At 60.9% G+C, this 23,314-nt stretch carries 23 protein-coding genes and 1 riboswitch; of the genes, 14 read left to right on the plus strand and 9 right to left on the minus strand.

Annotation, left to right across the window (positions count from 1 at the left end; all coding sequences use genetic code 11):
* Window positions 1-36: 36 nt before the first annotated feature.
* Window positions 37-1,308 (minus strand): aromatic amino acid transport family protein, encoded by a 1,272-nt coding sequence (locus tag BN1117_RS09010; protein WP_040096686.1) that lies wholly within the window; start codon window positions 1,306-1,308, stop codon window positions 37-39.
* 123 nt (window positions 1,309-1,431) lie between these two features.
* On the opposite strand from BN1117_RS09010, the gene BN1117_RS19435 reads away from it, so the two are divergent.
* Window positions 1,432-1,749 (plus strand): hypothetical protein, encoded by a 318-nt coding sequence (locus BN1117_RS19435; protein ID WP_156129937.1) that lies wholly within the window; start codon window positions 1,432-1,434, stop codon window positions 1,747-1,749.
* On the opposite strand, the gene cysQ is transcribed toward BN1117_RS19435, so the two are convergent.
* Window positions 1,746-2,558, minus strand: a complete 813-nt coding sequence (gene cysQ, locus BN1117_RS09015; RefSeq protein WP_040096688.1) for a 3'(2'),5'-bisphosphate nucleotidase CysQ — start codon at window positions 2,556-2,558, stop codon at window positions 1,746-1,748. The genes BN1117_RS19435 and cysQ overlap by 4 nt on opposite strands.
* A 37-nt stretch (window positions 2,559-2,595) precedes the next feature.
* Entirely contained in the window at window positions 2,596-3,204 is a 609-nt protein-coding gene (gene nudE, locus BN1117_RS09020) for an ADP compounds hydrolase NudE (RefSeq protein WP_040096690.1), read from the minus strand.
* 147 nt (window positions 3,205-3,351) lie between these two features.
* Between nudE and yrfG the strand changes: the two genes are divergently transcribed.
* Entirely contained in the window at window positions 3,352-4,032 is a 681-nt protein-coding gene (gene yrfG, locus BN1117_RS09025) for a GMP/IMP nucleotidase (protein WP_040096692.1), read from the plus strand.
* Window positions 4,033-4,099: 67 nt separating this feature from the next.
* On the opposite strand, the gene BN1117_RS09030 is transcribed toward yrfG, so the two are convergent.
* The 4 genes from BN1117_RS09030 to BN1117_RS09045 form a co-directional block, all read right to left on the minus strand.
* Window positions 4,100-4,312: a hypothetical protein gene (locus tag BN1117_RS09030; RefSeq protein ID WP_040096694.1), complete on the minus strand. Its 213-nt coding sequence runs from the start codon at window positions 4,310-4,312 to the stop codon at window positions 4,100-4,102.
* A gap of 177 nt (window positions 4,313-4,489) precedes the next feature.
* Window positions 4,490-4,828, minus strand: a complete 339-nt coding sequence (locus BN1117_RS09035; RefSeq protein WP_040096696.1) for a DUF1294 domain-containing protein — start codon at window positions 4,826-4,828, stop codon at window positions 4,490-4,492.
* Entirely contained in the window at window positions 4,825-5,415 is a 591-nt protein-coding gene (locus BN1117_RS09040) for a sugar O-acetyltransferase (protein ID WP_040096697.1), read from the minus strand. The genes BN1117_RS09035 and BN1117_RS09040 overlap by 4 nt, the downstream gene beginning before the upstream one ends.
* Before the next feature lie 85 nt (window positions 5,416-5,500).
* Window positions 5,501-6,763 (minus strand): MgtC/SapB family protein, encoded by a 1,263-nt coding sequence (locus BN1117_RS09045; protein ID WP_040096699.1) that lies wholly within the window; start codon window positions 6,761-6,763, stop codon window positions 5,501-5,503.
* 217 nt (window positions 6,764-6,980) lie between these two features.
* Here BN1117_RS09045 and BN1117_RS09050 point away from each other — a divergent pair, with 217 nt between their 5' ends.
* The 11 genes from BN1117_RS09050 (at window position 6,981) to BN1117_RS09100 (ending at window position 17,188) form a co-directional block, all read left to right on the plus strand.
* Window positions 6,981-7,982, plus strand: coding sequence for a sulfate ABC transporter substrate-binding protein (locus BN1117_RS09050; protein WP_040096701.1), 1,002 nt, complete (start codon window positions 6,981-6,983; stop codon window positions 7,980-7,982).
* A 56-nt stretch (window positions 7,983-8,038) separates the two neighbouring features.
* The gene (locus BN1117_RS09055) at window positions 8,039-8,614 is read left to right on the plus strand and encodes an RBBP9/YdeN family alpha/beta hydrolase (RefSeq protein WP_040096703.1); all 576 of its coding nucleotides are present in this window, start codon (window positions 8,039-8,041) and stop codon (window positions 8,612-8,614) included.
* Between the two features lie 271 nt (window positions 8,615-8,885).
* The gene (cysT, locus tag BN1117_RS09060; RefSeq protein WP_040067348.1) at window positions 8,886-9,725 is read left to right on the plus strand and encodes a sulfate ABC transporter permease subunit CysT; all 840 of its coding nucleotides are present in this window, start codon (window positions 8,886-8,888) and stop codon (window positions 9,723-9,725) included.
* Complete coding sequence (gene cysW / locus BN1117_RS09065) at window positions 9,722-10,612, plus strand: sulfate ABC transporter permease subunit CysW (protein ID WP_040096704.1); 891 nt, start codon at window positions 9,722-9,724, stop codon at window positions 10,610-10,612. The genes cysT and cysW overlap by 4 nt, the downstream gene beginning before the upstream one ends.
* Before the next feature lie 23 nt (window positions 10,613-10,635).
* Window positions 10,636-11,703 carry a sulfate/molybdate ABC transporter ATP-binding protein gene (locus BN1117_RS09070; protein ID WP_040096706.1) on the plus strand — a complete coding sequence of 356 codons (1,068 nt, stop codon included), beginning with the start codon at window positions 10,636-10,638 and terminating at the stop codon, window positions 11,701-11,703.
* 123 nt (window positions 11,704-11,826) lie between these two features.
* Window positions 11,827-12,774: an HTH-type transcriptional regulator Cbl gene (gene cbl, locus BN1117_RS09075; RefSeq protein ID WP_040096707.1), complete on the plus strand. Its 948-nt coding sequence runs from the start codon at window positions 11,827-11,829 to the stop codon at window positions 12,772-12,774.
* Between the two features lie 194 nt (window positions 12,775-12,968).
* Window positions 12,969-14,180, plus strand: a complete 1,212-nt coding sequence (locus BN1117_RS09080; protein WP_040096709.1) for a threonine synthase — start codon at window positions 12,969-12,971, stop codon at window positions 14,178-14,180.
* Window positions 14,177-14,842 carry an amino acid ABC transporter permease gene (locus BN1117_RS09085; protein ID WP_040096710.1) on the plus strand — a complete coding sequence of 222 codons (666 nt, stop codon included), beginning with the start codon at window positions 14,177-14,179 and terminating at the stop codon, window positions 14,840-14,842. Before BN1117_RS09080 ends, BN1117_RS09085 begins: the two co-directional genes overlap by 4 nt.
* 92 nt (window positions 14,843-14,934) lie before the next feature.
* Window positions 14,935-15,597 carry an amino acid ABC transporter permease gene (locus BN1117_RS09090; RefSeq protein WP_040096712.1) on the plus strand — a complete coding sequence of 221 codons (663 nt, stop codon included), beginning with the start codon at window positions 14,935-14,937 and terminating at the stop codon, window positions 15,595-15,597.
* Window positions 15,594-16,355, plus strand: a complete 762-nt coding sequence (locus BN1117_RS09095) for an amino acid ABC transporter ATP-binding protein (protein ID WP_040096713.1) — start codon at window positions 15,594-15,596, stop codon at window positions 16,353-16,355. The genes BN1117_RS09090 and BN1117_RS09095 overlap by 4 nt, the downstream gene beginning before the upstream one ends.
* Window positions 16,352-17,188 carry a transporter substrate-binding domain-containing protein gene (locus BN1117_RS09100; RefSeq protein WP_040067363.1) on the plus strand — a complete coding sequence of 279 codons (837 nt, stop codon included), beginning with the start codon at window positions 16,352-16,354 and terminating at the stop codon, window positions 17,186-17,188. Before BN1117_RS09095 ends, BN1117_RS09100 begins: the two co-directional genes overlap by 4 nt.
* 150 nt (window positions 17,189-17,338) lie before the next feature.
* Here the strand turns inward: BN1117_RS09100 and gbpA are convergent, their stop codons facing one another.
* Together gbpA and BN1117_RS09110 are read right to left on the minus strand one after the other, a co-directional pair.
* Window positions 17,339-18,760 (minus strand): N-acetylglucosamine-binding protein GbpA, encoded by a 1,422-nt coding sequence (gene gbpA, locus BN1117_RS09105; RefSeq protein ID WP_040096715.1) that lies wholly within the window; start codon window positions 18,758-18,760, stop codon window positions 17,339-17,341.
* A gap of 65 nt (window positions 18,761-18,825) precedes the next feature.
* Window positions 18,826-18,911, minus strand: a riboswitch (cyclic di-GMP riboswitch).
* A 264-nt stretch (window positions 18,912-19,175) separates the two neighbouring features.
* Window positions 19,176-20,858, minus strand: a complete 1,683-nt coding sequence (locus BN1117_RS09110) for a methyl-accepting chemotaxis protein (protein WP_040096717.1) — start codon at window positions 20,856-20,858, stop codon at window positions 19,176-19,178.
* Between the two features lie 276 nt (window positions 20,859-21,134).
* Here BN1117_RS09110 and BN1117_RS09115 point away from each other — a divergent pair, with 276 nt between their 5' ends.
* Complete coding sequence (locus BN1117_RS09115; RefSeq protein ID WP_040096718.1) at window positions 21,135-22,979, plus strand: M3 family metallopeptidase; 1,845 nt, start codon at window positions 21,135-21,137, stop codon at window positions 22,977-22,979.
* Window positions 22,980-23,314 lie beyond the last annotated feature (335 nt).

Consider the following 23,314-nt stretch of genomic DNA (forward strand, 5'->3'; position numbering starts at 1 on the left):
CTTGTCGTTTCAGTCGCCCCGTTCACGGGGCTGTGATTATTTCAGCAGACTGAAGATCAGCGCCGATACCGCCAGCGAACCGGTCAGCAGGATAAAGCCGTTGGTCCAGCCGTGACGGAAGCGGGCCAGCGCCTCCACCTTGTAGATGGCAATCACCGGCATGATGAACAGGATCATGGCAATGACCGGGCCGGAGAGGGTTTCCATCAACCCCAGAATGCCCGGGTTGATGATAGCGGCGCCCCAGATAGCGAAGAACATCAGGGCGATGCCGAGCTTGTCCGCCTTGGCCAACGACAGGCCGGTGGGCTTGGCGATCAGGCTTTTCAGGCTCTCGCGGGCACCGAGGAAGTGACCGAGGAAAGAGGAGCTGATGGCGATAAAGGCAATGAGCGGCCCCAGCGTCACGATCACCGGGTTGTCGGTGATGTTGGCGAGATAGGAGAGCACAGAGACGTTCTGGGCCTTGGCTTCGGCCAGCTGGGCTGGCGAGAGGCTCAGCACGCAGGAGAAGACGAAGAACAGCACGAAGCCCACCAGCATCACAGTGGTGTTGCGCAGGATCAGGCCGCTCTTGGCTTCTGCCTGCTCGCCATATTCACGGCGCTGCACGTTGGCAAAGCCGGAGATGGCGGCGGCGTGGCTGAAGGCGAACACGGTGACCGGCAGTGCCAGCCAGACGGTGTTGAGGAAGTCGACCCCCTCAAGCGCGGTCACTTCCGGCCAGTGCCACTGGGGGATCAGGTAGCAGGAGAGGGCCGCCAGAATGGCCGCCAGCGGATAGACCATAAAGGCGAAGGCGCGCAGCATCGCTTTTTCCCCCGCCAGCATCACGGCGATCATGGCAAACACCAGCACGCCGGAGAGCATCACCCGATCCGGGGTCGCCATGCCGAGCTGATTGACCATAAAGCTCTCCACCGTGTTGGTCAGCCCGACCCCGTAGATAAGCAGGATCGGAAAGATGGAGAGGAAGTAGAGCGCCGACATGAGGCGACCGGCCATCTTGCCAAAATGTTCCTCCGCCACTTCGGTGAAGTCGGCGTGGGGGCGTGAAGAGGAGAGCACGAAGCGCGCCAGCCCGCGGTGGGCGAGGAAGGTCATGGGCCCTGCCAGTACCGCGACGATGACCAGAGGCCAGATCCCGCCCAGACCCAGATTGATGGGCAGGAACAGGATGCCGGCGCCAACGGCGGTGCCAAACAGGCTGATAACCCAGTGGGTGTCGTGACGGCGCCAGCGGGTGGTGCTGGCCGTGGTGGAGCAGGAACCGGATAGCTCCTTGGTAGCCTCTACAGATAAACTCATTATCAATTCACTTTTTGTTAGTGTTTTAATCTGAGTTCATTGTGGTTTATCGGGATTTAATTCTCAAAAAGCGAGGCTGAAACATATCACTGCCATTGCGGGGTTTAGCCAGCGAGATTGGGAATGGAATCTGGATCTCAGAATGCAACAAAACTGACGCTGGTGGTTTTTGCGAAATATAAAACCAAAATTTTATCTATGCTCGTTTTTTTATTTTGGCTAATCAGGTGTTTTCGGAATTACGTGAAAAATCGCACCATTTCTCGCCGACCGATTGTGATGTTTCACTATCGTTTCGCTTCTTTGCCAGCGTATCACGCTGTTCAAGAGCGCCTTGACCAGCGGATCACACCGGCCATCACTCCGGACCACGCCCCTGAAAAAGCAGGCGACCATCGGGCCGCCTGCTGGTGTGATGTGATGACAAGGCGGTCCACCTAGTGGGCCAGAATGTTGCCCCAGGCGAGATCCGGATCCCCCATCACGATAAAGTCCGGGTTCTCCAGTGAATCCGTTTCGTTGTAGCTTAGCGGCTGCAACGCCAGGCTGAGGATGCGGCCACCGGCTGCCTCGACGATGCACTGGGCGGCGGCGGTGTCCCACTCGCCGGTGGGGCCGAGCCTTACGTAGCAATCGGCTGCCCCTTCCGCCACCAGACAGGATTTGAGGGAGCTGGAGCCAAGCGGGATCAGCTGGTAGTTGATGGCCGGGTTGAGGCGGCGGGTGAGGTTCTCCAGCTTCTGGCGGCGGCTGATGGCCACCACCAGTGAGTCAGGCTGGTCATGCTCGTGGTGCATGGCGCTGATGGGCAGTACCTCGCCATTCACCTCCTTGAAGGCGCCGTAGCCGCGCACCGCCCAGTAGAGCACGTTGGACTCGGGAGCATAGATGACCCCGAGCACCGGCACATTGTCCTGCACCAGGGCGATCAGGGTGGCGAAGTCGCCGCTGCCCGCGATAAATTCGCCAGTGCCGTCGAGGGGGTCCACCAGCCAGTACTGCCGCCAGTTGGATCGCTGGCTGAAGGGGATGTCGGCCGCCTCTTCGGTCAGCACCGGCACATGGGGGGTGAGCGCCGACAGCGCCTGTTTGAGGTAGGCATCGGCAGCAAGATCGGCACTGGTGACCGGGGTCGCATCCTCCTTCAGCTGGCGCTCGAACTGACCGCCGTGATAGATGTCGTGAAGGATCCTTCCGGCTTCGCGGGCAATCTCCTTGACCCCCGGCACCCAGGCCAACAACTCCTGCATCTCGTTATCCTCTGTCTGTTAACTGCCCGTCTGCGGGCTACTCTGCCTGCTCCGCCAGCCAGCGTTGGGCCAGCAGCAGGGCACTGATGCTGCGCGACTCGGTGAAGTCCGGTCGCGCCAGCAATTCGTCAATTCGGTTGAGGGGCCAGGGGATCACCTCCAGCGGTTCCGGCTCGTCGCCGATCCGCTGCTCGGGGAAGAGATCTCGGGCCAGCAGGATATCCATCCGGCTGGAGAAGTAACCGGGCGCCAGTGATACCTGCTTGAGCAGGGTCAGGCTGTTGGCGCCAAAGCCCGCCTCCTCCATCAGCTCCCGGTTGCCCGCCTCAAAGGCATCTTCGCCCGGGTCGATCAGCCCCTTGGGAAAGCCCAGCTCGTAGGAGTGGGTGCCCGCGGCGTATTCGCGCACCAGCAGCAGGGTGCGCGCATCAAACAGCGGCACCACCATGACGGCGCCACGATTACCGCCGCGCATCCGCTCGTAGACCCGCTCTTCGCCGTTGGAGAATTTGAGGTGTAGCGATTCCACCTTGAACAGCCGGCTCTCGGCCACGATATCGGCCTTGAGGATCTCCGGCTTGCTCTTGGGGTGATCCAGTTGGTCGGCAGAGATGTGTTCGGGTTTGCTCTTGTGGGGGTCGCTCATCGGACGCTGGCTGCTCGTTAAAAAATCGTGCTTCAAGAGTAAACGACTCTCACACCGAACACCACGGGCCAGGGATGGCAAAGGGGGAGGAAAAATCCGCTATACTGCCGCTCCATTTCTTTCGCGACACCGAGATCAAGAGGCCCGATGCCACACACCTGCTCCACCACCTTGCCCTGGCACCAGATAGATACCATCTTGCTCGATATGGATGGCACCCTGATCGATCTCCATTTTGACAACTACCTCTGGCAGCAACTGGTGCCGGAGCGTTACGCCGAGCGGCTTGGTCTGCCGCTGGATGAGGCAAAGGAGCAGATTGAGGGGCACTATCAGGCGGTCAACGGCACCCTCAACTGGTACTGCGTGGATTACTGGAGCGAGACCCTGGGGCTCGATATTCGCGCCCTCAAGCAAGAGTTGCTGGCGAAGATCCAGTGGCGCCCTCACACCATCCCCTTTCTGGCCGAGCTGCGTGCCGCGGGCAAACAGCTGGTGCTCTTTACCAATGCCCACCCCGCCAGCCTGTCGGTGAAGGATGCGCAGCTCGGCCTTGCCGACCATCTGGATCTGATGGTGAGCACCCATGAGCTGGGTTGGTCGAAGGAGAGCCAGCTCTGCTGGCAGGCGCTGGCACAGCGGCTGGCGTTCGATCCGGCCCGCACCCTGTTTGTGGATGACAGCGAGCGGATCCTGCGGGCTGCCGCCGACTACGGCATCGGCTATCAGCTGGCGATCCAGAACCCGGACAGCTGCAAGCCGGAGCAGAGCATTACCGCTTTTCCAGCGATCCGCGATTATGCCGAGTTGCTGCCGCTGGCAGTCTGAATCTGCTGAAACGAGAGAGGGCTGCATCGTGCAGCCCTCTCTGTATCTGAAACCTGGCGGTGAAACATTACAGCTCCCGAAACGGGCGGCGCTTCTCCTCTTCGATGACGATTGCCTCCAGATTGACGATGCGATCCTGCAACTCTCTGATGATAATATCCTGCTTGCCGAGGCGGTCGGTGATGCGGGCATCCCCCAGCTGGTAGCGAGCCCGTTTGCCGAGGTATCCGAACAATAGGCTGATAAATACGATCAGGACTATGCCTGTCCACATGGTCATGTCACGACTCCTTGTCGTTATCAATATGGTCGTCATAAACGGCGAAAACGCGGATGGATCCGCTCTGTTTTCTCATAGCTGCCAATTGGCTGCAATGGGGCCCGTTTCACCTTTGTGATGCAGTTGGCTATTGCTGCCAGAGCGGGCGGTCAAGCCACCACCTTGTTACCCGGGTGGCTATTGTTGCCAGAGGGGGCGGCCAAGCCAGAGTCCCCACAGGGTCAGGTGCAGCAGCACGATAAACCAGAAGACCAGCCGGTAGCTGCGCTTCTGGGTCTTGTGGCGCAGCCACTGGCGGGCAACCAGCGCTCCTGGCCAGCCGCCGCACAGCTCCAGCAGATGGAGGCGGGATTCGGGAATGCGCCACTGCCCGCGTACTGCCTGCCGCTTGTCCCAGGCGTAGGCGGCCACCGTGAGCAGGCTCATAGAGAGCAGCACGGCCAGCGGCCACCACTGCTGGTCATGGACACCGAGCCACAGCGTCGCCCCCAGAGGCAACAGCGCCAGCGCCATCATTGGGCCAGCTCCCAGCAGCGCTCCTCATCCTGCTTGAGGGTGCGGATCACCCTGGCCGGATTGCCCACCGCCACCGAGTCGGCCGGGATATCGCGGGTGACCACGGCGCCGGCACCTATGATGGAGCGCGGCCCTATGGTGACGCCGGGGCAGATGATGGCGCCGCCGCCAATCCAGCAGTCGTCACCGATCCGCACCGGCTTGTTGTAGGCGGTCCAGTTGCGTCGCTCCAGATAGTTCATGGTGTGGGTGGCGGTGTAGATCTGCACGTTGGGGGCCAGCAGCACATGACTGCCGATGTGCACTTCACCCACGTCGAGAATGGTGACGTTGAAGTTGAAGAAGGTCTTCTCGCCGATGTGGATGTTGCGGCCAAACTCGCAGGTAAACGGTGTGCTGATCCAGCTGGAATCGGGGCAGTGGCCGAACAGTTCGCGGCAAATCTGCTGGCGCAGCGGGCCATCGCCCGCAGAGGAACCATTGAGCCGGGTCAGTAGCGCTTGGCCGCGGATCCGGTCGCTCGCTATCTCCTCGCTCTGGCTATCCAGTGCCCCGCCTGCCAGTACCTTGTCCCAGTCGCTCGCCATTGCTACCTCCTCATGCTGCAAGAGGGGGCAGTATACGTGACTGTCTGGGGCGCCGTCAGTCTGTCACTTCTGGCAGGGCTCTGCGTCAACCTGCGGGCCAGACGAGGGGCAGGATCAGCAGGGCCGAGACAAAGTAGGGGAGCAGCACCCGCAGCCCGAGACTGCGCCCGCCAATGCCAAGGGCCAGCAGCCCCTTCACCAGCGAGTTGACCAGCCCGGCGAGCAGGATGCCGCGGGCAGCCACCTCCAGCGCCAGCTCCTTGTGGGAGAGCTGGGAGAGCGACAGCGTGATGGCGTCCACGTCGGTGATCCCCGACACCAGCGCCAGCAGATAGACCCCGGAGTTGCCTACCTTGTCTTGCAGCAGGGTGGCCATAAAGCCGATCAGCGCCAGCAGCAGGCCGAACTTGATGGCGGTGGCCAGATCGAGCGGGTTGCTGGTTTCCGGTTTGACCGGGCCGTCGGTCAGCGCCTCGCGCTGACGCCAGAACCAGAAGGCAAAGCCGTAGACTGTGGTGGCCAGCAGCAACAGGGGGGTGACGAGGCGCATCGCCAGCTCGCTGTGAATGAGCAGTACCAGCACCAGCAGCCGTAGCCACATGGTTGCCCCTGCCAGCAAGATGCCGGTGGCCAGCAGCCGCTCCAGCCCGCTCTGCTCCCGATTGAGGCGAGCGAATTGCAAGGTAAGAGCGGTGGAGGAGGCGAGCCCGGCCAGCATGCTGGTGAGCACCAGTCCGGCGCGAGTACCGAGCAGCCGTACCGCGAAGTGACCACAAAACGAGATGCCGGCGATCACCACCACCATCAGCCAGATCTTGAAGGGGTTGAAGGCGTCGAGGGGGCCCATCTCCTCGTTGGGCAGTACCGGCAGCAGCACCAGCGAGATAAGCAGAAAGCGCAAGGTAGCGTGGAATTCGGTTTCGCTCAGAAACAGCATCCCCTGCTGGATCTGTCCCTTCAAGCCCATCAACAGGGCAGCCAGCACGGCGCAGGCCACCGCCTCGCTCGGGCTCAGCAGTACCGACATCAGCCCCAGCAGATAGGTGAGCAGCATGGCTACCGAGCTGGTGAGACCGAACTCCCCCTGCCAGCGCTGGGCCAGCCAGACCGAGAGGCCGCAGCCGATCACCACCGCCAGCAGGCCGAGCAGCGGCAGCCAGGGGCCCAGGGTGGGCAGCAGCAAACCGCACACCCCGCCGAGCAGGCCGATAAGGCCGTAGGTACGCATCCCGGCGATGCGCTGGTTGTCCCCCAGCTGGCGCACCTGCCAGCCCCGCTCCAGTCCGATAATCAGGCCGATGGCCAGCGAGACCAGGGCACCGTTGACGGGTTCTGCATTGATCCACATAACGACTTCCTTTTCGTCATCTGCCTGCCTTGTTCCCATGATGGCACAGCGCTTGAGGTCACAGAGGGGCATGGCTCACAGAGTCTGCGTCCGGCTCCCGGTGCGGGTGGCTGAGCTGATATGAGCAAAAGAGATAAGCAAAGAGTTATTTCTTTCTTCTGGGCATAACAACTCCACGGCATGCTGTTCTCAACCCAACAAGATATGGAGTATCACCATGAAACTGCGAATGACCGCTCTCTCCCTCTTCTCTCTGCTGGCATTTGGCCAGGCCAATGCCGCCGAGATCCGTCTGCTCAACGTCTCTTACGATCCGACCCGCGAGCTGTTTCAGGAGTACAACGCCGCCTTTGCCAAGGAGTGGAAGGCCAAAACCGGCGACGATGTGGTGGTGAGCCAGTCTCACGGTGGCTCCGGCAAGCAGGCCCGCGCTGTGGTGGATGGACTGGAGGCCGACGTGGTATCGCTGGCGCTGGCCTACGATGTCAACGCCATCGCCAAGGAGGGGCTGACCGCTGCCGACTGGCAGAGTCGCCTCGGCAACAACGCCTCGCCCTATACCTCCACCATTGTCTTCTTGGTGCGCAAGGGCAATCCCAAGCAGATCAAGGATTGGGATGATCTAGTGCGCAAGGATGTCGCCATCGTGACTCCCAACCCCAAGACCTCCGGCGGGGCACGCTGGAACTATCTGGCCGCCTGGGGCTATGCCCTGAAGAAGAGCGGCAGTGAAGAGGGGGCCAAGCAGTTTGTTGGCGATCTATTCAAGAACGTGAAGGTGCTGGACTCAGGCGCTCGCGGTGCCACCACCAGCTTTACCGAGCGCGGTCTCGGTGACGTGCTGCTGGCGTGGGAGAACGAAGCCCTGCTGGTGCTTGGTCAGGCGGGTGCCAGCGACAAGTTCGAGCTGGTGGTGCCTTCAGTCTCCATTCTGGCAGAGCCGCCAGTCGCGGTGGTGGACAAGGTGGCCAGGAAGCACGGTACCGAAGCGGTGGCCAAGGCCTATCTCGATTATCTCTACTCTGACGAGGGGCAGCATATTGTCGCCAAACATCACTATCGCCCCAGCAACCCGGCGATCCTGAAGGAGACCGCGGCCCAGTTCCCGCAGCTTGCCCTCTTTACCGTCAAGGATCTGGAAGGGGATTGGGAGAAAGCCCAGAAGAAACACTTCGCCCAGGGTGGTTTGTTTGACCAGATCTATCAGCCGGGTCGTTGATAGCTTCGTTATCCATCACTGAACTGGCCCCTGTGCCAGCCGATAGGAGCACCAAGATGAACAAGATCCTCCTGGTTCCCGGTCTGCACAACAGTGGGCCGGATCACTGGCAGAGCCGCTGGCACGATCATTTTCCCCAATGGCAGCGGATGACCGGGCTACCGTGGGACAAGCCGGACCTCAGGGTCTGGAGTGCCAAGCTGGCGAGCAAGCTGAAACGTCGCCGCAGCCGGGTCCATCTGGTGGCTCACTCTTTTGGCGCGCTGACCTCCATCGCGGCGGCCCGCTTGCAGCCGGAGAAGGTGGCCTCGATCTTTCTGGTAGCGCCCGCCGATCCCGCCCGTTTTGGCATTGCGGATGAGGCCTTGGCCGGGCCGCTGCAGGTATCGGCCCAGCTGGTGGCCAGCCGCAATGATCCCTGGATGAGCTTTGAACGGGCCGAATACTGGAGTCGCCAGTGGCAGGTACCGCTGTTCGATGCCGGTGAGGTGGGCCATATCAATGCCCAGTCAGGTCATGGGGACTGGCATCAGGGGCTGCATTTGCTGGGGGCTCTCTACCGCCGTGGTGAGCTGGTAGTGGCACCGGTCAAGGCCGCATCGCCCCGGCCGGTCGTACTGGGCTTTCGCTAGGTATCTGTGAAGTGGTTGGAGGGTTGTCGGGCGCGCTGTTCGCTGGCTACTCCATGCCCCCGTTCTTTGAATGCTCCGCTCCGTATTGCTCCATTTCTTAGGTCTTTTATTTATATAAAAGACCTTTTTTTATTTGGATCGCTCTAAAAGCCTTGTCCCACCGTTGTTAGATAAAAAAGTAATTAGCAAAGTCGCAAATGGTGTTTGTTGCCGATGAGGGGAGTGAGCAGAATCACCATATCGAAAATTCTTCATAACAGATGGATGTGTTATGCGATTTGGTTCTTATTCTGTCCTGCCCGGTTTTGGCCCCACCTTGGGGTTCAGCCTGCTCTATCTGGGCCTGCTGGTGCTGTTGCCGCTCTCGGCCCTGGTGCTGTTTGCGATCAACAACCTGACCGCCGCCGAGTTCTGGCAGGTGATCGGTTCACCCCGGGTGCTCGCCTCCTTTCGCCTGAGCTTCGGTGCGGCCTTTGTCGCGGCGCTGCTCAATAGCCTGTTTGGCCTGATCCTGGCCTGGATCCTGGTGCGTTACACCTTCCCCGGTCGTCGTCTGGTGGATGCGCTGATCGACCTGCCATTTGCCATGCCGACCGCCGTCTCCGGCATCGCCCTGTGCGCCATCTTTGCCCCCAACGGCTGGATCGGCCAGTTGCTGGCGCCGCTCGGCATCCAGCTCGCCTACAACCCTATCGGGGTGGTCATCGCACTCACCTTTATCGGATTGCCGTTTGTGGTGCGTACCCTGCAGCCGGTGCTGCGGGAGGCTGAAACCGAGCAAGAGGAGGCGGCCGCCAGCCTCGGCGCCGATCGCTGGCAGACCTTTCTGCGGGTGCTCTGGCCGACCCTGGTGCCTGCCCTGCTCACCGGTTTTGCGCTGGCGTTTGCCCGTGGGGTGGGGGAGTACGGCTCCGTCATCTTCATCGCCGGCAACCTGCCGATGGTCTCGGAAATCGCGCCGCTGATGATCATGAGCCACCTGGAAGAGTATGACTACGCCGGTGCCTCCGCCATCGCCGTGGTGATGCTGCTGATTTCGTTCATTTTGTTACTGCTAATCAACAAGTTGCAGGCCTGGAGCTGGTCTCGCATCGGAGGGAGCCGGATATGAGTTCATCTGCTATCACCATTGAGGCGGCCTCTGTGGAGGCGACCCCCGCTCGCAAGGCACCGGTCGTGATCCGTGAACCCCAGTGGGTCAAGTGGCTGCTTATCACGGTCGGTTTGGGCTGGTTTGCCGCCCTGTTGCTGCTGCCGTTGGCCACCGTCTTTATTCAGGCGCTGACGCCGGGGCTCGCCTTCTTCTGGCACGCCATCAGCGAGCCGGATGCCTTGAGCGCCCTCGGTCTCACCGCGTTGGTGACCCTCTGCGCCGTTCCACTCAATCTGCTGTTCGGGATTGCGGCGGCCTGGGCTATCGCCCGTTTCCGCTTCCCCGGTCGGCAGCTGCTCATCACCATCATCGATCTGCCCTTCTCGGTGTCGCCGGTGATCGCCGGTCTGATGCTGGTGTTGATGTTCGGCAGCCGCGGCTGGTTTGGTGACTGGCTGAGCGAGCACGACATCAAGATCATCTTCGCCACCCCGGGGATCATCCTGGCCACCACCTTCATTACCGTGCCCTTCGTGGTGCGCGAGCTGCTGCCCCAGATGGAGGCGCGCGGCCCGGAAGAGGAAGAAGCCGCCATCATGCTGGGGGCGAGCGGTCTGCAGATGTTCTGGCGCGTCACCCTGCCCGGCATTCGCTGGAGCCTGATGTATGGCCTGCTGCTCTGTACCGCCCGCGCGGTCGGGGAGTTTGGCGCGGTGTCGGTGGTCTCCGGCCATATTCGCGGCCAGACCAATACCCTGCCGCTGCATATCGAGATCCTCTACAACGAGTACCAGACCGGCGCCGCCTTTGCGGTGGCAAGCCTCTTGGCTCTGTTCGGGATCTTCACCCTGCTCGGGGAAACCCTGTTGGCCCGGCTGCGTGCCCAGCCCACCAAATCTCACTGAATTACCGTTTTAAAGAGGCAGCCATGAGCATTCAGGTTCAACAACTCAACAAGCATTTCAATCAGTACGCGGCGCTGGCAGACATCAACCTCGACTTTCACGACGGTGAGCTGGTGGCCCTGCTTGGCCCTTCCGGTTGTGGCAAGACCACCTTGCTGCGGATCATCGCCGGGCTGGAGCAGGCCGATAGTGGCAGCGTCATCATCCGTGGTGAGGACGCCTCGGCTCTCCATGTGCGCGAGCGCAACGTCGGCTTCGTGTTTCAGCACTACGCCCTGTTTCGCCACATGACGGTGTTCGAAAACGTAGCGTTTGGCCTTAGGGTCAAACCGCGCAGTGAACGCCCGGCCGAGGCGGCCATTCGTGCCCGGGTCAAGGAGCTGCTGGATCTGGTGCAACTCAGCCATGTGGCCGAGCGCTACCCGACCCAGCTCTCCGGCGGTCAGCGTCAGCGGGTCGCGCTGGCCCGAGCCTTGGCGGTTCAGCCCAAGGTACTGCTCTTGGACGAGCCCTTCGGCGCCCTCGATGCCCAAGTGCGCAAGGAGCTGCGCCGCTGGCTGCGCGAGCTGCACGACGAGTTACACGTCACCAGCCTGTTCGTCACCCACGATCAGGAGGAGGCGCTGGAGGTAGCGGATCGGGTGGTGTTGATGAACGCCGGACGGGTCGAGCAGATCGGCACCCCGGCCGAGGTCTACGACCAGCCCGCCAGCTCCTTCGTCCACAGCTTCCTCGGCAGCGTGAACCAGTTCCGCGGTCGGGTGGCGGAGCAGGGATTCGGTGTCGGCGAGCAACTGCTCGGCGGGCCGTCGGCTTCTCATCTGGCCCACGGCAGTGCCGCCATCGCCTATGTTCGTCCCCATGAACTGGAGATTCTGCCAGCCGATGCGCCGGGCGGGATCCGCGCCACCATTACCCGTCTGCTGCCCATGGGACCACGCATTAGGGTGGAGCTGCGTGGCGATGGCGAGACCAAAGGGGCCCACTACGAGGCGGAGCTGACCAAGGAGGCGGCCAAGCTGTTTGCCCCGGGTCAGGGGGTGAAGCTGGTGGCCAGACAGGCGCAGTTCTATCCCGACTATCAGATTTGATGCTGTGTTGCGGGCGGTGTGGCCGCCCGGTTCAGGCGCTCTGCCGGGGCATGATCCGGCCAAATAACAAAAATGAGAGGGGCGAGCAGATTGTGTCGCCCACTCTTCGCAGGAGGCGACAAGGTGAATTTCCAGCAGTTACGTATTATCCGGGAGGCTGCGCGGCGGGATTACAACCTGACCGAGGTGGCCAATGCCCTTTTTACCTCGCAATCCGGGGTGAGTCGCCATATCCGCGAGCTGGAAGAGGAGCTCGGTATCGAGCTCTTTATCCGCTACGGTAAGCGGCTGCTCGGTATGACCGAGCCTGGCAAGGAGCTGCTGGTGATTGCCGAGCGCATTCTCAATGACGCCAACAACATCCGCAAACTGGCCAGCACCTTTGCCAACCGCGACTCGGGCCGCTTGCTGGTGGCGACCACCCATACCCAGGCCCGCTATGCCCTGCCGCGGGTGGTGAAGGCGTTTCGCGAGCAGTTTCCGCTGGTGCAGCTGGAGCTGCGTCAGGGCAGCCCGGAGGAGATAGTGCGGCTGGTGCAGACCGGCGAGGTGGATATCGGCATCAGCAGCGAGCAGCTCGACAAGAGCGAAGGGGTGGTGGCATTCCCCTACTACCGCTGGCACCACAATATCGTGGTGCCCGAGCAACATCCGTTGGCAGGCGAGCGGGATCTGACGCTGGCGGCGCTGGCCAACTGGCCTATCGTCACCTATCAAGCCGGGTTGACCGGGCGGGTGCGGGTGGATGAGGCGTTTGCTGCGGCTGGCATCGAGCCGCAGATCCTGCTGACGGCGCAGGACTCCGATGTCATCAAGACCTATGTCGAGCTGGAGATGGGGGTCGGCATACTGGCCGATATGGCGTTCGACACCCAGCGCGATCAGGGGCTGGTGCAGCTCGATGGCAGCCATCTGTTTGCCCCCCACACCGCCTGGATTGGCCTCAAGCAGGGGCAGTTCCAGCACAACTTTGCCTGGCAGTTTATCCAGCTCTGCAACCCCGAGCTGGCGCTGGCGGATATTCAGGCCCGCGCCATGGGCAGCGAGCCCGCCCTCGACTTCCAGATTTGAATCGGAAGAGATGACAGAAGGGGAGCCAATGGCTCCCCTTCCTTATTGCTGGCAGATGAGATTGCCAGCGAAAACAGACGGCTTCATATGAATTTTTTCACTTAGGTTTGCCAGTTAATTTTGTTTGTTATCCGGTACTTGGGTTGCAGGATGGAATAAGTGACTGACCAAAGTCGATCCATTCAGGATAAAGCATGCCGTATAGCTACCTATCACATCTGCGTTGCAGCAAGAGTGGCGAGATCCATGAGGCTGACCAGCCCTGGCAACTGAGCCGGGCAGGTGCGCCACTGCTGGCCAGCTACGATCTCGATGCGCTGAAGCGAGCATGGCACCCGGCGGCATTGCTGGGGCGCCCGGCCAGCCTGTGGCGTTATCACGAGTTGCTGCCGGTACGGGATCCCGCCCACGTTGTGACGCTGGGGGAGGGATTCACCCCACTGCTACGGCTGCCTACGCTGGGCAAGCAGATCGGTATTCCGGATCTCTGGATGAAGGATGAGAGCGTCATCCCCACCGGATCTTTCAAGGCTCGTGGTGCAGCGGTGGGCATCTCCCGCGCGCGTGAACTCGGCGTCACTCACTTCGCCATGCCGACCAACGGCAACGCAGGCGCTGCATGGGCGCTCTACGGTGCCCGTGCCGGACTGCGCAGCACCATCGTTATGCCGCAGGCAGCCCCCGCCATCACTCGACTGGAGACCTCTCTCGCCGGTTCCCGTCTATATCTGGTGGATGGCCTTATCAGCGACGCCGGTCGTCAGGTGGCGCAGGCGGTAGCGGAGCAATCCCTGTTTGACGCCTCAACCCTGAAGGAGCCCTACCGGATTGAGGGCAAGAAGACCATGGGGCTGGAGATTGCCGAACAGCTGGGCTGGACCCTGCCGGATGTGATCATCTATCCGACCGGTGGCGGGGTCGGCCTCATCGGTATCTACAAGGCGCTGCGCGAGCTGCAGGAGCTGGGCTGGGTCAAGGGCGCGTTGCCCAGACTGGTCGCGGTACAGGCGAGTGGCTGCGCGCCCATCGTACAGGCGTGGCAACAGAGAGCCACCGAATCGAGCTTCTGGCCCGACTCCCAAACGCTGGCGTTCGGCATCAATGTACCCAAGGCGCTGGGGGATTTTCTGGTGCTGGACGCCCTTTATCGCACCGAGGGTTGCGCCATCGCGGTGGATGACAAGGCCATCCAGAGCGAGATCCGCCAGCTTGCCTCTCGCGAGGGCAGTTTTGTCTGCCCTGAGGGGGCCGCTGCGTTTGCTGCTGCTCGTCAACTGCGCGAGGCTGGCTGGATCCGTGGGGGAGAGCAGGTCGTGGTGCTCAATACCGGTACCGGCATCAAGTACCCGGATGCGATCACTGTGCTGCCCCAGCGTCTGCAGCGTGACGGGAGGATCCCGGCATGAATCTGGATCTGCCCTTTATCGTCACAACGCTGCCCGCCTTCGGCAAGGCGGTCTGGGTCACCTTGCAGCTGGGAACCATAGTGATCCTCACTTCGCTGGCGGTCGCCCTGCTCAACGTCGCCCTGCTGAGCCTGCACAAGCGGCCGCTCAGCGCCCTGATCCGCGGATATGTCGAGCTGGCCCGCAACACGCCGCTGCTGATCCAGCTCTTCTTCCTCTATTTCGGGCTGCCTGCGCTCGGCTTGTCGCTCTCCGGGTTTACTACCGCGGTGATTGCCATGACCTTCCTCGGCGGTGGTTATCTGACCGAGGCCCTGCGGGCGGGCATTCAGGCGGTGCCCGCCAGTCAGCTGGAGGCTGGCAGGGCCATCGGGCTTTCTCGCTGGCAACTGCTGCGCCACGTGCAGTTGCCCCAGGCCTGGCTCGCCAGTCTGCCCGCGCTGTTTGCCAACTTCATCTTTCTGCTCAAGGAGACGACGGTGGCCTCGGCGGTAGCGGTGCCAGAGCTGCTCTACACCACCAAGAATTACATCGCCCTCTACTACAAGACCTACGAGATGCTGGTGGTGCTGACCTTGATGTGCGTGCTGATCTTTCTGCCGCTCTCTCTCGTTCTGCGCGTCGTTGAAAGGAGGCTGCAACATGGTCAGTTCGGTCACTGAATCGCTGATGCAGGCGAGGATCCCGATGTGGGCACTTATCTTCCAGCTGCCACCGTCTCTCGTCACCAAGATGGAGGAAAGGAGGGCTCAATATGGCCAGTGAAATTTCTGAACAGCTGACGCAGGCGCTGCCACTGCTGGCGGTGGGCGCGGGTCAGACCCTCGCCATCTCGCTGCTGGCCATCCTGTTTGCCACTCTCGGCGGTGTCGCTTACGGCGTGTTGGCACAACAGGGTAGCCGGTTGGTGCGGGGGCTGCTGCGGCTTTATCTCGAGCTGTTTCGGGTGGTGCCGGTGCTGGTGTGGCTCTATCTCTTTTTCTTCGGGTTGCCGATCTTTTTCGGCCTCGATATTCCGGCCTTCTGGTGCGCCGTGCTGGTACTCGCCCTCTGGGGCGCTAGCGAGGTGGGGGAGGTGGTGCGCGGTGGCCTCAACTCCCTCGCCCGTGGTCAGCAGGAGGCCGGGTTGGCGCTCGGGCTCTCGACCTGGCAGCTCTATCGCCATGTGTTGCTGCCGCAGGCGTTGCAGCGGCTGACGCCGCCGACCATCAACATCTACACCCGCATCATCAAGACCAGTTCGCTGGCGGTGCTGATCGGGGTGGTGGAAGTGATCAAGGTGGGCCAGCAGATCATCGAGCGCACCTATGGCTCGCTGCTTATTTACGGTCTGCTGTTTCTGTTCTTTTTTCTGGTCTGCTATCCGCTCTCGCTTGCCTCGCGCCGGCTGGAGCAACAATGGGGTAATGCGGTATGACACCTCTGCTTGAACTCGGTTCTGTCAGTAAACAGTTCGGCCCGAATCTGGTGCTGGATCGGATCAGCCTCAGCGTGCGCGCTGGGGAGGTGATCGTCATCCTGGGGCCGAGCGGCTGCGGCAAGAGCACCTTGTTGCGCACTCTCAACGGGCTCGAACCCATTCAGGGGGGCGAGATCCGCTTCGATGGTGTGCTGCTGGATGGTGCCACCGACTGGCAGCGGGTGCGCCAGCGGATCGGCATGGTGTTCCAGAACTATCACCTCTTCCCCAACCTGACGGTGCTGGAAAACGTGCTGCTTGGCCCCCTGCAGGTGCAAAAGCGGGAGCGGGCAGAGGCGCTGCTGCAAGCCGAGCAGCTGCTGAACCGCATCGGCCTGTGGGAGCGGCGCCATGACTATCCGCGCCAGCTCTCCGGCGGCCAGCAGCAGCGCATCGCCATCGTGCGGGCGCTGTGCATGAACCCGCAGGTGATGCTGTTTGACGAGGTAACCGCCGCCCTCGACCCCGAGATGGTGCAGGAGGTGCTGGAGGTGATCCGCGATCTCGCCGGCAGCGGCATGACCCTGCTTATCGTCACCCACGAGCTGGCCTTCGCCCGGGCTGTGGCGGATCGCATCGTCTTCATGGATGGCGGCCACATTCTGGAGCAGGCCGCACCCCACCAATTTTTCGACAATCCCAGGAGCCAGCGTGCGCGCCAGTTCCTCGCCAAGTTTTCTTATACAAATGTCATCAAACGAAAGGAGTCAGCATGAAAAAAATCACCTCGGTTCTGCTTAGTGCCTTATTGGGACTGGGTATCGCAAGTGGCGCCGCCCATGCGGCGGACGGTTCTCTCGACAAGATCAAGGCGCGGGACAAGCTCATCGTCGGCGTCTTCACCGACAAGCCGCCGTTTGGCTACGTGGACGAGAAGGGGAACTACGTCGGTTTTGACACCGATCTCGGCCGCCGCTTCGCCAAGGATCTGCTGGGGGACGAGAACAAGATCGAGTTCGTGGCGGTGGAGCCTGCCAGCCGCATCCCCTTCCTGCAGAGCGACAAGGTGGATCTGATCCTCGCCAATATGACGGTGACCCCGGAGCGGCGCGAGGTGGTGGATTTCACCAACCCGAACCTGCGAGTGGCGGTACAGGTGCTGGTGCCGGAAGGGAGTCCGGCCAAGAAGCTCGATGATCTGGCCAGCAAGACCCTGATCGTGACCACCGGCACCACGGCCGACATCTGGCTGACCCGCAACCACCCGGAGTGGAAGGTACTCAAGTTCGAGAAGAACACCGAATCTTTGCAGGCGCTGGCGCAGGGCCGTGGTGACGCCTATGCCCAGGACAATCTGGTGCTGTTCAGCTGGGCCAAGGAGAATCCGGGCTATCGGGTACTGCCCGAAAAACTGGGTTCGGAAGATCCCATCGCCCCGGCGGTGAAGAAGGGCAATATCGAGCTGCGTGACTGGGTCAACGACCGTCTCGCCAAGCTGGGTGAGGAGAAGTACCTGCTGAAACTCTATGACCAGTATGTGCGTGACAAGCTGAGCCCTGATACCGATCCGAATGATGTGATCGTCGAAGGAGGAAAATGGCAGGGTTAATGGACAACCCCTGTTTTGAAGAGTGTGTTGAGTGTGTGAAGTAAGTGAAGAGTGAGGTCTTGGTTCCGTTGGTATGCAAACCGCAAGGTTTGATTTTTCCGGGCGTCCCCTGCTAGAGAGGACGCCCTTTTTTATGTGCCCAAGCGTGGGTTAGTGCACTTCATCCCACGCCATCTGCCAGTGGGAGCCGATGCCCGGCTCGTACTGGGTGGCTGTGGTAGTCCACTGCTGGCAGTAGCCGCTGTAGGGGAAGGGCTTGCACTGATAGACCTTGCCATTTTTCGGCTGCTGCACCTTGGTGCCGGCGGCATAGGATTTGAGCGAGTTCGGGAAGACGAAGTCGTATTCGCCGCTGCTCTGCTCCTTGAACATCAGATCCATGGTCTGCTGGATGGTCTCGCCGCCCGCTTTCGGAGTGGCCTTGATCACCAGCTGGTGGTGACCCGCCTTGAGCCCTTCCAGCGCCATGGTAAAGGTGTGGCTGCTGTCCTTGATGTCGGCACTGCTTTCACCCTTGGCGACGCCGCCGTGATCATAGAGGGTATTGGTGACGGCCCGATCGCCCTGCGCGGTGACGGTGAAATCGAGGGTTGCCTTGCCGTTTTCCAGCACATAGTCGCTGGCCAGACCGCTGACGCTGATGCTGTCCACCACCGGCGGCTGCTGCTGTTGCAGGTCAATCTCGACTCGCTTCAGTTTGCTGTCTCGATGCAGATAGACGGGGTTCATGCCGTAGATCGGATTGAACTGGCCATCGGCTCCTTGCTGACCGGCGCGGATCAGGCTCTGTTCGGCGTTGATCTTGCTGGCGAGGGCATGGGCCCAGCTGTTCTTCTGGCCCTGCTCGGCGGTGGTGATGGTCAGCACGGTCTGCAGATCGGGGCGCTCGCCGTTGGCATCGAATACCCGGGTCATCGCCTTGTCACCCACAGCAAGGTCAATGGAGGGGTAGATGGTGCCTGCCTGGCTCCACTCCAGCGGCGGCTGGCTGCCATCTTTGAACTTGGCATCGATGATGTTGTAGAAACTGTTGCTGGTGTCGCCCACTTCCCACACGCCGAGGATCAGTTGATGACCACTACGTTCCGGCAGGATACAGTTGTGGGTCACCTGCTTGGGCGGCTGTACCATGTTGCCGTCGATGACGCAGAAGGGGGTCAGGTCGAACGAGGCGCGGGTGAGCGGCTGGTTGGGGTTCCACTCCTGTTTGGTGAGGTAGTAGCGCCAGTTGCGGGTGACGTGGTTGGCAGTGAAGGTCCAGCTGATGGCGAAGGGGCCGGGCTGTACTTCACGCTTGCTCCAGCGGTCGCTGGTCTGGATGTTCAGCTCGCCCCAGCGCGAGCTGCCCGCCGAAGCGATTTGACCATCCTGCGGGCCACTCTGCGGGAAGCCGGAGGGGCCCTCCACGCTCTGGGGTTCCCACTGCACGCCGCCACACTGGCTGTTGCCGCCGGTTTTGCACAGGTAGTTGCGGCTCTCGGGCTGGCTGATGTAGCCATGAGCCAGGGCGCTGCCGCTGGCCAGCAGGGCCAGCACCGCCGCGATGTGATTGAGTTGGATTTTTGCTGCCATACATTCCTCTGTTCGATTGATGTGGGCAGTCAGTTGGCCGGGGAGTACCCCGATGCACACTTGCGTGTGGCAACCCCGCTATCCTGGACAAAATGTCTGTAGACCGGAGGCTTTGCGTCCCGACCTTTCGGTCAGTTTGCCAAATGACTAGATGGTTAGTGATGGGCCAAATGTTCGGCCATCAGCATTGTGCATCGCCTTGATTAATTATTTGAAGTTAAATGTTTAAATGCGCCATTCAATGGCGCGAAAATCATTCTAACTGGCTGTTTTAAAAGTGTTCTCTTATTTGTGAATGGCGTCGAATGCCGTTGAATATGCCGATAAGATGCATGCTGATTGCGTGTTGTCGGCGTAAAAAAACCTGCCAGCTGAACTGGCAGGTCGGGTGACAAGACGACATGGATTGACGCCATCAATGACGGGCGTGCTGCTCGCCGGAGTGGGAAGAGACGGGGGGCATCATCGGCGCCGTGGCGGACTCCTTGCCCAGTTTGAATACCGCAAGCCGTTCATCCAGGCTGCGGGAGAGGTCGGCCAGCAGTTCACTCTCTTGCGCCAGGTAGGTGGCGGACTGGGACATCTCCTGTGCCGAATCATTGATGCCGCTGACGTTGCGATTCATATCCTCAGCCACCATGCTCTGCTGTTCGGCGGCGGTGGCAATTTGGGTTGCCATATCGCTCACATGCTGGATGCGGTTAACGATCAGGGTGAGATCCTGCCCTGCTTGCTGGGATTGACTGACGCTGCTTTCCGCCAGCTTGCGGCTGGCATCCATCGCGCTCGCGGCAGAGACGGCTCTTTGTTGTAACTGGGCGATGGTGCTCTGGATCTCTTCGGTGGATTGGCGAGTGCGACTGGCCAGCTGACGCACCTCATCGGCGACCACGGCAAAGCCGCGCCCCTGCTCACCGGCTCGTGCTGCTTCGATGGCCGCGTTGAGAGCCAGCAGGTTGGTCTGCTCCGAAATGGCGCTGATGACGGCGGTCACTTCGCTGATCTGCATCACCCCCTCTTTGAGCTGGTTGACCTGCACGGTGGCCTGCTCCACCTCGGTGGCCAGTGCCTGGATACCGTTGACGCTGGCATGAACGTCCTGATTTCCCAGTCCGGCTTCACTGGTGGCATCCTGGGTATCGCGGGCAGTGTTTTCAGCATGACCGGCCACATCCGAGATGGTGGCGCTCATCTCGTTCATGGCTGTGGCGAGCTGGGCCAGTTGATCTCGCTGGCTGGTGACCGCCTGATTGGTCTCTTCTGCCGAGGAGGCGATACGCAGAGCGGCATCGGCCACGTTGCGGGCGCCCTGACTTGCTTCCAGCAAAGCATGACGGATGGCATCGAGACTCTGATTGGTGCAGCGGGCGACTACGCCCAGCTCATCCTTGCCCTGTACCGGGATACTCACCACCAGATCTCCCTTGGCGACCCGTTGCATGGCGTGGTTGATCTGGCTGAGGGGGGAGACAATAGAGCGGGTGATACGCCAGCCCAGCAGGCCCATCAACAAGGTCACAACGGCGGTGGCGGTGCCCATCTTCATATATTGGGCCCAGATGGTCTGCTGAATATCTTGCAGCAGCATGCCGGAGCCGAGGATCCAGCCCCAGGGTTGGTAACCCGAGACCAGCGACAGCTTCTGAGCCCTTTCGCCGGAGGGGCTGGTCCACTGGTACTGCAGTGTCCCCTGTTTTCCATCACGTGCAATATCCACCATCTGATACCAGAATTGCCCAGCGGTTGCCCCTGTCCCTTCCCCCATGGTCTGACCCACTAGCTCGGGGCGGATGGGGTGAACCACCATGGTGCGGTTCTCGTCGATAACGAACAGGTAGTTGTCGTTATCAAAGCGCATATTGGTCAGCAGCTTGCGTGCCTCCTGCTGGGCCTGCTCTGCTGGCAGGGTGCTGGCCAGAAACTGGATCTGGCTCATGGCCTGACTTAGCACCGCATTGAGCCGCGCCTCTCTTTCATTTATCAGATTGCGCTGCAGTGCGTTGGCCGAGATAAGCAGCAGCGAGAGAAAACCGACAAACGCCAGCGTGAGCAGCAGAATCAATTTGCGGCTCACTGTGATATCACCGAGCTTGAACATGACTAACCCCTCATTTCCCTGTTGATTTTATGTGGCTCTGTACCGCGGTAGCCAGTTTGCGTTCGTTAACAATTCATTTACTTTCAGGTGCTTGCTGATTTTACTCAAATGAGTTTTTTAACAACAGTATAGTCACAGACTCTAACCACCCACTTTGTGGTAGCGTATTCGTGCGCATCCCTGCGTCACTTTTGCCAAAAAGTGTGAATGGTTTGGCATTTCATTAATAAAAGGAGTGGGCCCCACTACGGGGGACCCCATCACAAGAGGGAATTTATGAGTTCCATTGCCAGGAATTACTTCAACCAGCTCAACGCCGACTACCTGCAGGTACACAGGCAAAAAGAGGATCTCTTCTGGTCCACTTATATGGGGACCAGCGACGATCAGGCCGGTTTCACCGCGGCCGAGCAGGCCTACAAGGCGTTCTGTGCCAATCCGGCTCGTCTGCCGGTGCTGCGGGAGATGCTGGCGCAGGCTGAAGAGGATGATCTTAAACGCGGCCTGCAAGGCTGGCTCGTCTTCTTCGAGTGCAATGTGATTGAAGATCCCGCCGCTGCCGCCCTGATGGATGAGCTGGTGGCTGCCGAGGCGGCGCTGTTTGCTCGCCGCAAAGGGCTGAAACTGACTCTGCTGGATGAACAGGGCCAGCAGGTCGCTGGTAGCCTGCCCGCCGCCAGCACCACCCTTGCCGCCAGCCCGAACGAGGCGGTGCGCCAGAGCGCGCTCGCCATGTTCCGCACCCTGGAGCAGTGGGTGGTCGGCAACGGTTTTCTCGAGGTGGTGGCGCTGCGCAACCGCTTTGCCCGCGCCATGGGTTATCGCGACTACTTCGACTACAAGGTGCGCAAGAACGAGCAGATGAGCCCGGAGCAGTTGTTCGCCATCCTCGACGACTTTATCGCCCGCACCGACGCTCGGTTGCAGCAGAGTCTGGAAGAGCTGAAGGTTGCCAAGGGGGAGGCGGCCCTGCAGCCCCACAACCTGCGCTACAGCGTGAGCGGCGACGTGACCCGCCAGCTCGATCCTTATGTGCCCTTCTCGCGGGCGCTGCGGGACTGGGTCGAGAGCTTCCGCCGGCTCGGCATCCAGTATCGCGGGGCGACCTTGACCCTGGACTTGCTGACCCGGGAGGGGAAATACGAGAACGGCTTCTGCCACGGCCCGGTACCGAGCTTCTTCCAGCAGGGGGAGTGGGTGCCGGCTGTGGTCAACTTCACCAGTCTGGCCGATCCGGCGCAGGTTGGCAGCGGCTGGAGTGGCCTCAATACCCTGTTCCACGAAGGTGGCCACGCGGCGCACTTTGCCAATGTCACCGGCAACGCCCCCTGCTTCTCACAGGAGTTTCCGCCCACCTCCATGGCCTATGCCGAGACCCAGTCGATGTTCTGCGACAGCCTGCTGGACGATGCCGACTGGCTCAAACGCTACGCCAGAAATGCGGCGGGAGAGGCTGTTCCCGATGCCCTCATCAAGGAGATGATCGCCGCCCGCCAGCCGTTTCGGGCCTTCAACGAGCGCCAGATCGCGCTGGTGGCCTACTTCGAGCGGGATCTCTACGCCATGGATGAGGCCGAACGCACTCCCGAGGCAGTGCTGGCGCTGGCCCGCCAGTGGGAGCGCAAGATTGTCGGGGTCGAGAGCCCGCGCCCGCTGCTGGCCATTCCGCATCTGCTGAATCAGGAGTCGGCCTGCGCCTATCACGGCTACCTGCTGGCGCTGATGGCGGTGGAGCAGACCCGCGCTTATTTCCTCAAGCGTGATGGCTACCTCACCGATAACCCGCGCATCGGGCCGGATCTGGCCGCCCACTACTGGGGGCCGGGCAACGGCATGAGTCACGATGAGACTCTGCGCAGCCTGACCGGCGAGGGATTCAGCGCGGTGCCGCTGGCCGAGGCGTGCAACCTGAGCGCCGCCGAGGCGTGGCAACAGGCACAAGCCTGCATGGCCGCCGCCCGGCAGCGCCCCGCGGCGGGTGAGGGAAGCCCGCTCGATGCCCATATCCGGGTGGTACACGGCGCCGAGCTTATCGCCGACAACAACGAGTCGGAAACCCGCATGCTGGCCGACTTCGAGGCGTGGATCGTCAACCATTACCAACCGGTTTCAGCCGCATAATCCACACAGCTCCCGGTGATCAGGCCGGGAGCTGTGCTTTTTATGGTTATTCGTTGTCGTAACCCTGGCAGACGCTGCCATATTATTGGCAGGTGCGCGACATAGTTTGTCGCCTTGCCGATTGGGTCCGCATTTTGCCATCAGATATGTATTCATATGAACATGAATAGGAATTGCAGGCTGCAAGATAGTAGATTCACTGAGTTACGCTCTTTTGTCTTTTCTGTTAATAGTGCTTTTTGTAGTCATCTTTGTGCATAAAGATTGATCCATTCAACTATCTGCTAGTTATTCTCATCTTTCCGGGTTGACTAAATTGTCCACAACTGCAAAAT

It is taken from the genome of Aeromonas australiensis, assembly GCF_000819725.1.
In the GTDB taxonomy this organism is placed as follows: Bacteria; Pseudomonadota; Gammaproteobacteria; order Enterobacterales; family Aeromonadaceae; genus Aeromonas; species Aeromonas australiensis.

Excerpts from the sequence above, each read along its gene's own strand:
- BN1117_RS09010 (WP_040096686.1), bottom strand. The coding sequence starts at position 1,308 with ATGAGTTTATCTGTAGAGGCTACCAAGGAGCTATCCGGTTCCTGCTCC.
- BN1117_RS19435 (WP_156129937.1), top strand. The coding sequence starts at position 1,432 with ATGGAATCTGGATCTCAGAATGCAACAAAACTGACGCTGGTGGTTTTT.
- cysQ (WP_040096688.1), bottom strand. The coding sequence starts at position 2,558 with ATGCAGGAGTTGTTGGCCTGGGTGCCGGGGGTCAAGGAGATTGCCCGC.
- nudE (WP_040096690.1), bottom strand. The coding sequence starts at position 3,204 with ATGAGCGACCCCCACAAGAGCAAACCCGAACACATCTCTGCCGACCAA.
- yrfG (WP_040096692.1), top strand. The coding sequence starts at position 3,352 with ATGCCACACACCTGCTCCACCACCTTGCCCTGGCACCAGATAGATACC.
- BN1117_RS09030 (WP_040096694.1), bottom strand. The coding sequence starts at position 4,312 with ATGACCATGTGGACAGGCATAGTCCTGATCGTATTTATCAGCCTATTG.
- BN1117_RS09035 (WP_040096696.1), bottom strand. The coding sequence starts at position 4,828 with ATGATGGCGCTGGCGCTGTTGCCTCTGGGGGCGACGCTGTGGCTCGGT.
- BN1117_RS09040 (WP_040096697.1), bottom strand. The coding sequence starts at position 5,415 with ATGGCGAGCGACTGGGACAAGGTACTGGCAGGCGGGGCACTGGATAGC.
- BN1117_RS09045 (WP_040096699.1), bottom strand. The coding sequence starts at position 6,763 with ATGTGGATCAATGCAGAACCCGTCAACGGTGCCCTGGTCTCGCTGGCC.
- BN1117_RS09050 (WP_040096701.1), top strand. The coding sequence starts at position 6,981 with ATGAAACTGCGAATGACCGCTCTCTCCCTCTTCTCTCTGCTGGCATTT.
- BN1117_RS09055 (WP_040096703.1), top strand. The coding sequence starts at position 8,039 with ATGAACAAGATCCTCCTGGTTCCCGGTCTGCACAACAGTGGGCCGGAT.
- cysT (WP_040067348.1), top strand. The coding sequence starts at position 8,886 with ATGCGATTTGGTTCTTATTCTGTCCTGCCCGGTTTTGGCCCCACCTTG.
- cysW (WP_040096704.1), top strand. The coding sequence starts at position 9,722 with ATGAGTTCATCTGCTATCACCATTGAGGCGGCCTCTGTGGAGGCGACC.
- BN1117_RS09070 (WP_040096706.1), top strand. The coding sequence starts at position 10,636 with ATGAGCATTCAGGTTCAACAACTCAACAAGCATTTCAATCAGTACGCG.
- BN1117_RS09080 (WP_040096709.1), top strand. The coding sequence starts at position 12,969 with ATGCCGTATAGCTACCTATCACATCTGCGTTGCAGCAAGAGTGGCGAG.
- BN1117_RS09085 (WP_040096710.1), top strand. The coding sequence starts at position 14,177 with ATGAATCTGGATCTGCCCTTTATCGTCACAACGCTGCCCGCCTTCGGC.
- BN1117_RS09090 (WP_040096712.1), top strand. The coding sequence starts at position 14,935 with ATGGCCAGTGAAATTTCTGAACAGCTGACGCAGGCGCTGCCACTGCTG.
- BN1117_RS09095 (WP_040096713.1), top strand. The coding sequence starts at position 15,594 with ATGACACCTCTGCTTGAACTCGGTTCTGTCAGTAAACAGTTCGGCCCG.
- BN1117_RS09100 (WP_040067363.1), top strand. The coding sequence starts at position 16,352 with ATGAAAAAAATCACCTCGGTTCTGCTTAGTGCCTTATTGGGACTGGGT.
- gbpA (WP_040096715.1), bottom strand. The coding sequence starts at position 18,760 with ATGGCAGCAAAAATCCAACTCAATCACATCGCGGCGGTGCTGGCCCTG.
- BN1117_RS09110 (WP_040096717.1), bottom strand. The coding sequence starts at position 20,858 with ATGTTCAAGCTCGGTGATATCACAGTGAGCCGCAAATTGATTCTGCTG.
- BN1117_RS09115 (WP_040096718.1), top strand. The coding sequence starts at position 21,135 with ATGAGTTCCATTGCCAGGAATTACTTCAACCAGCTCAACGCCGACTAC.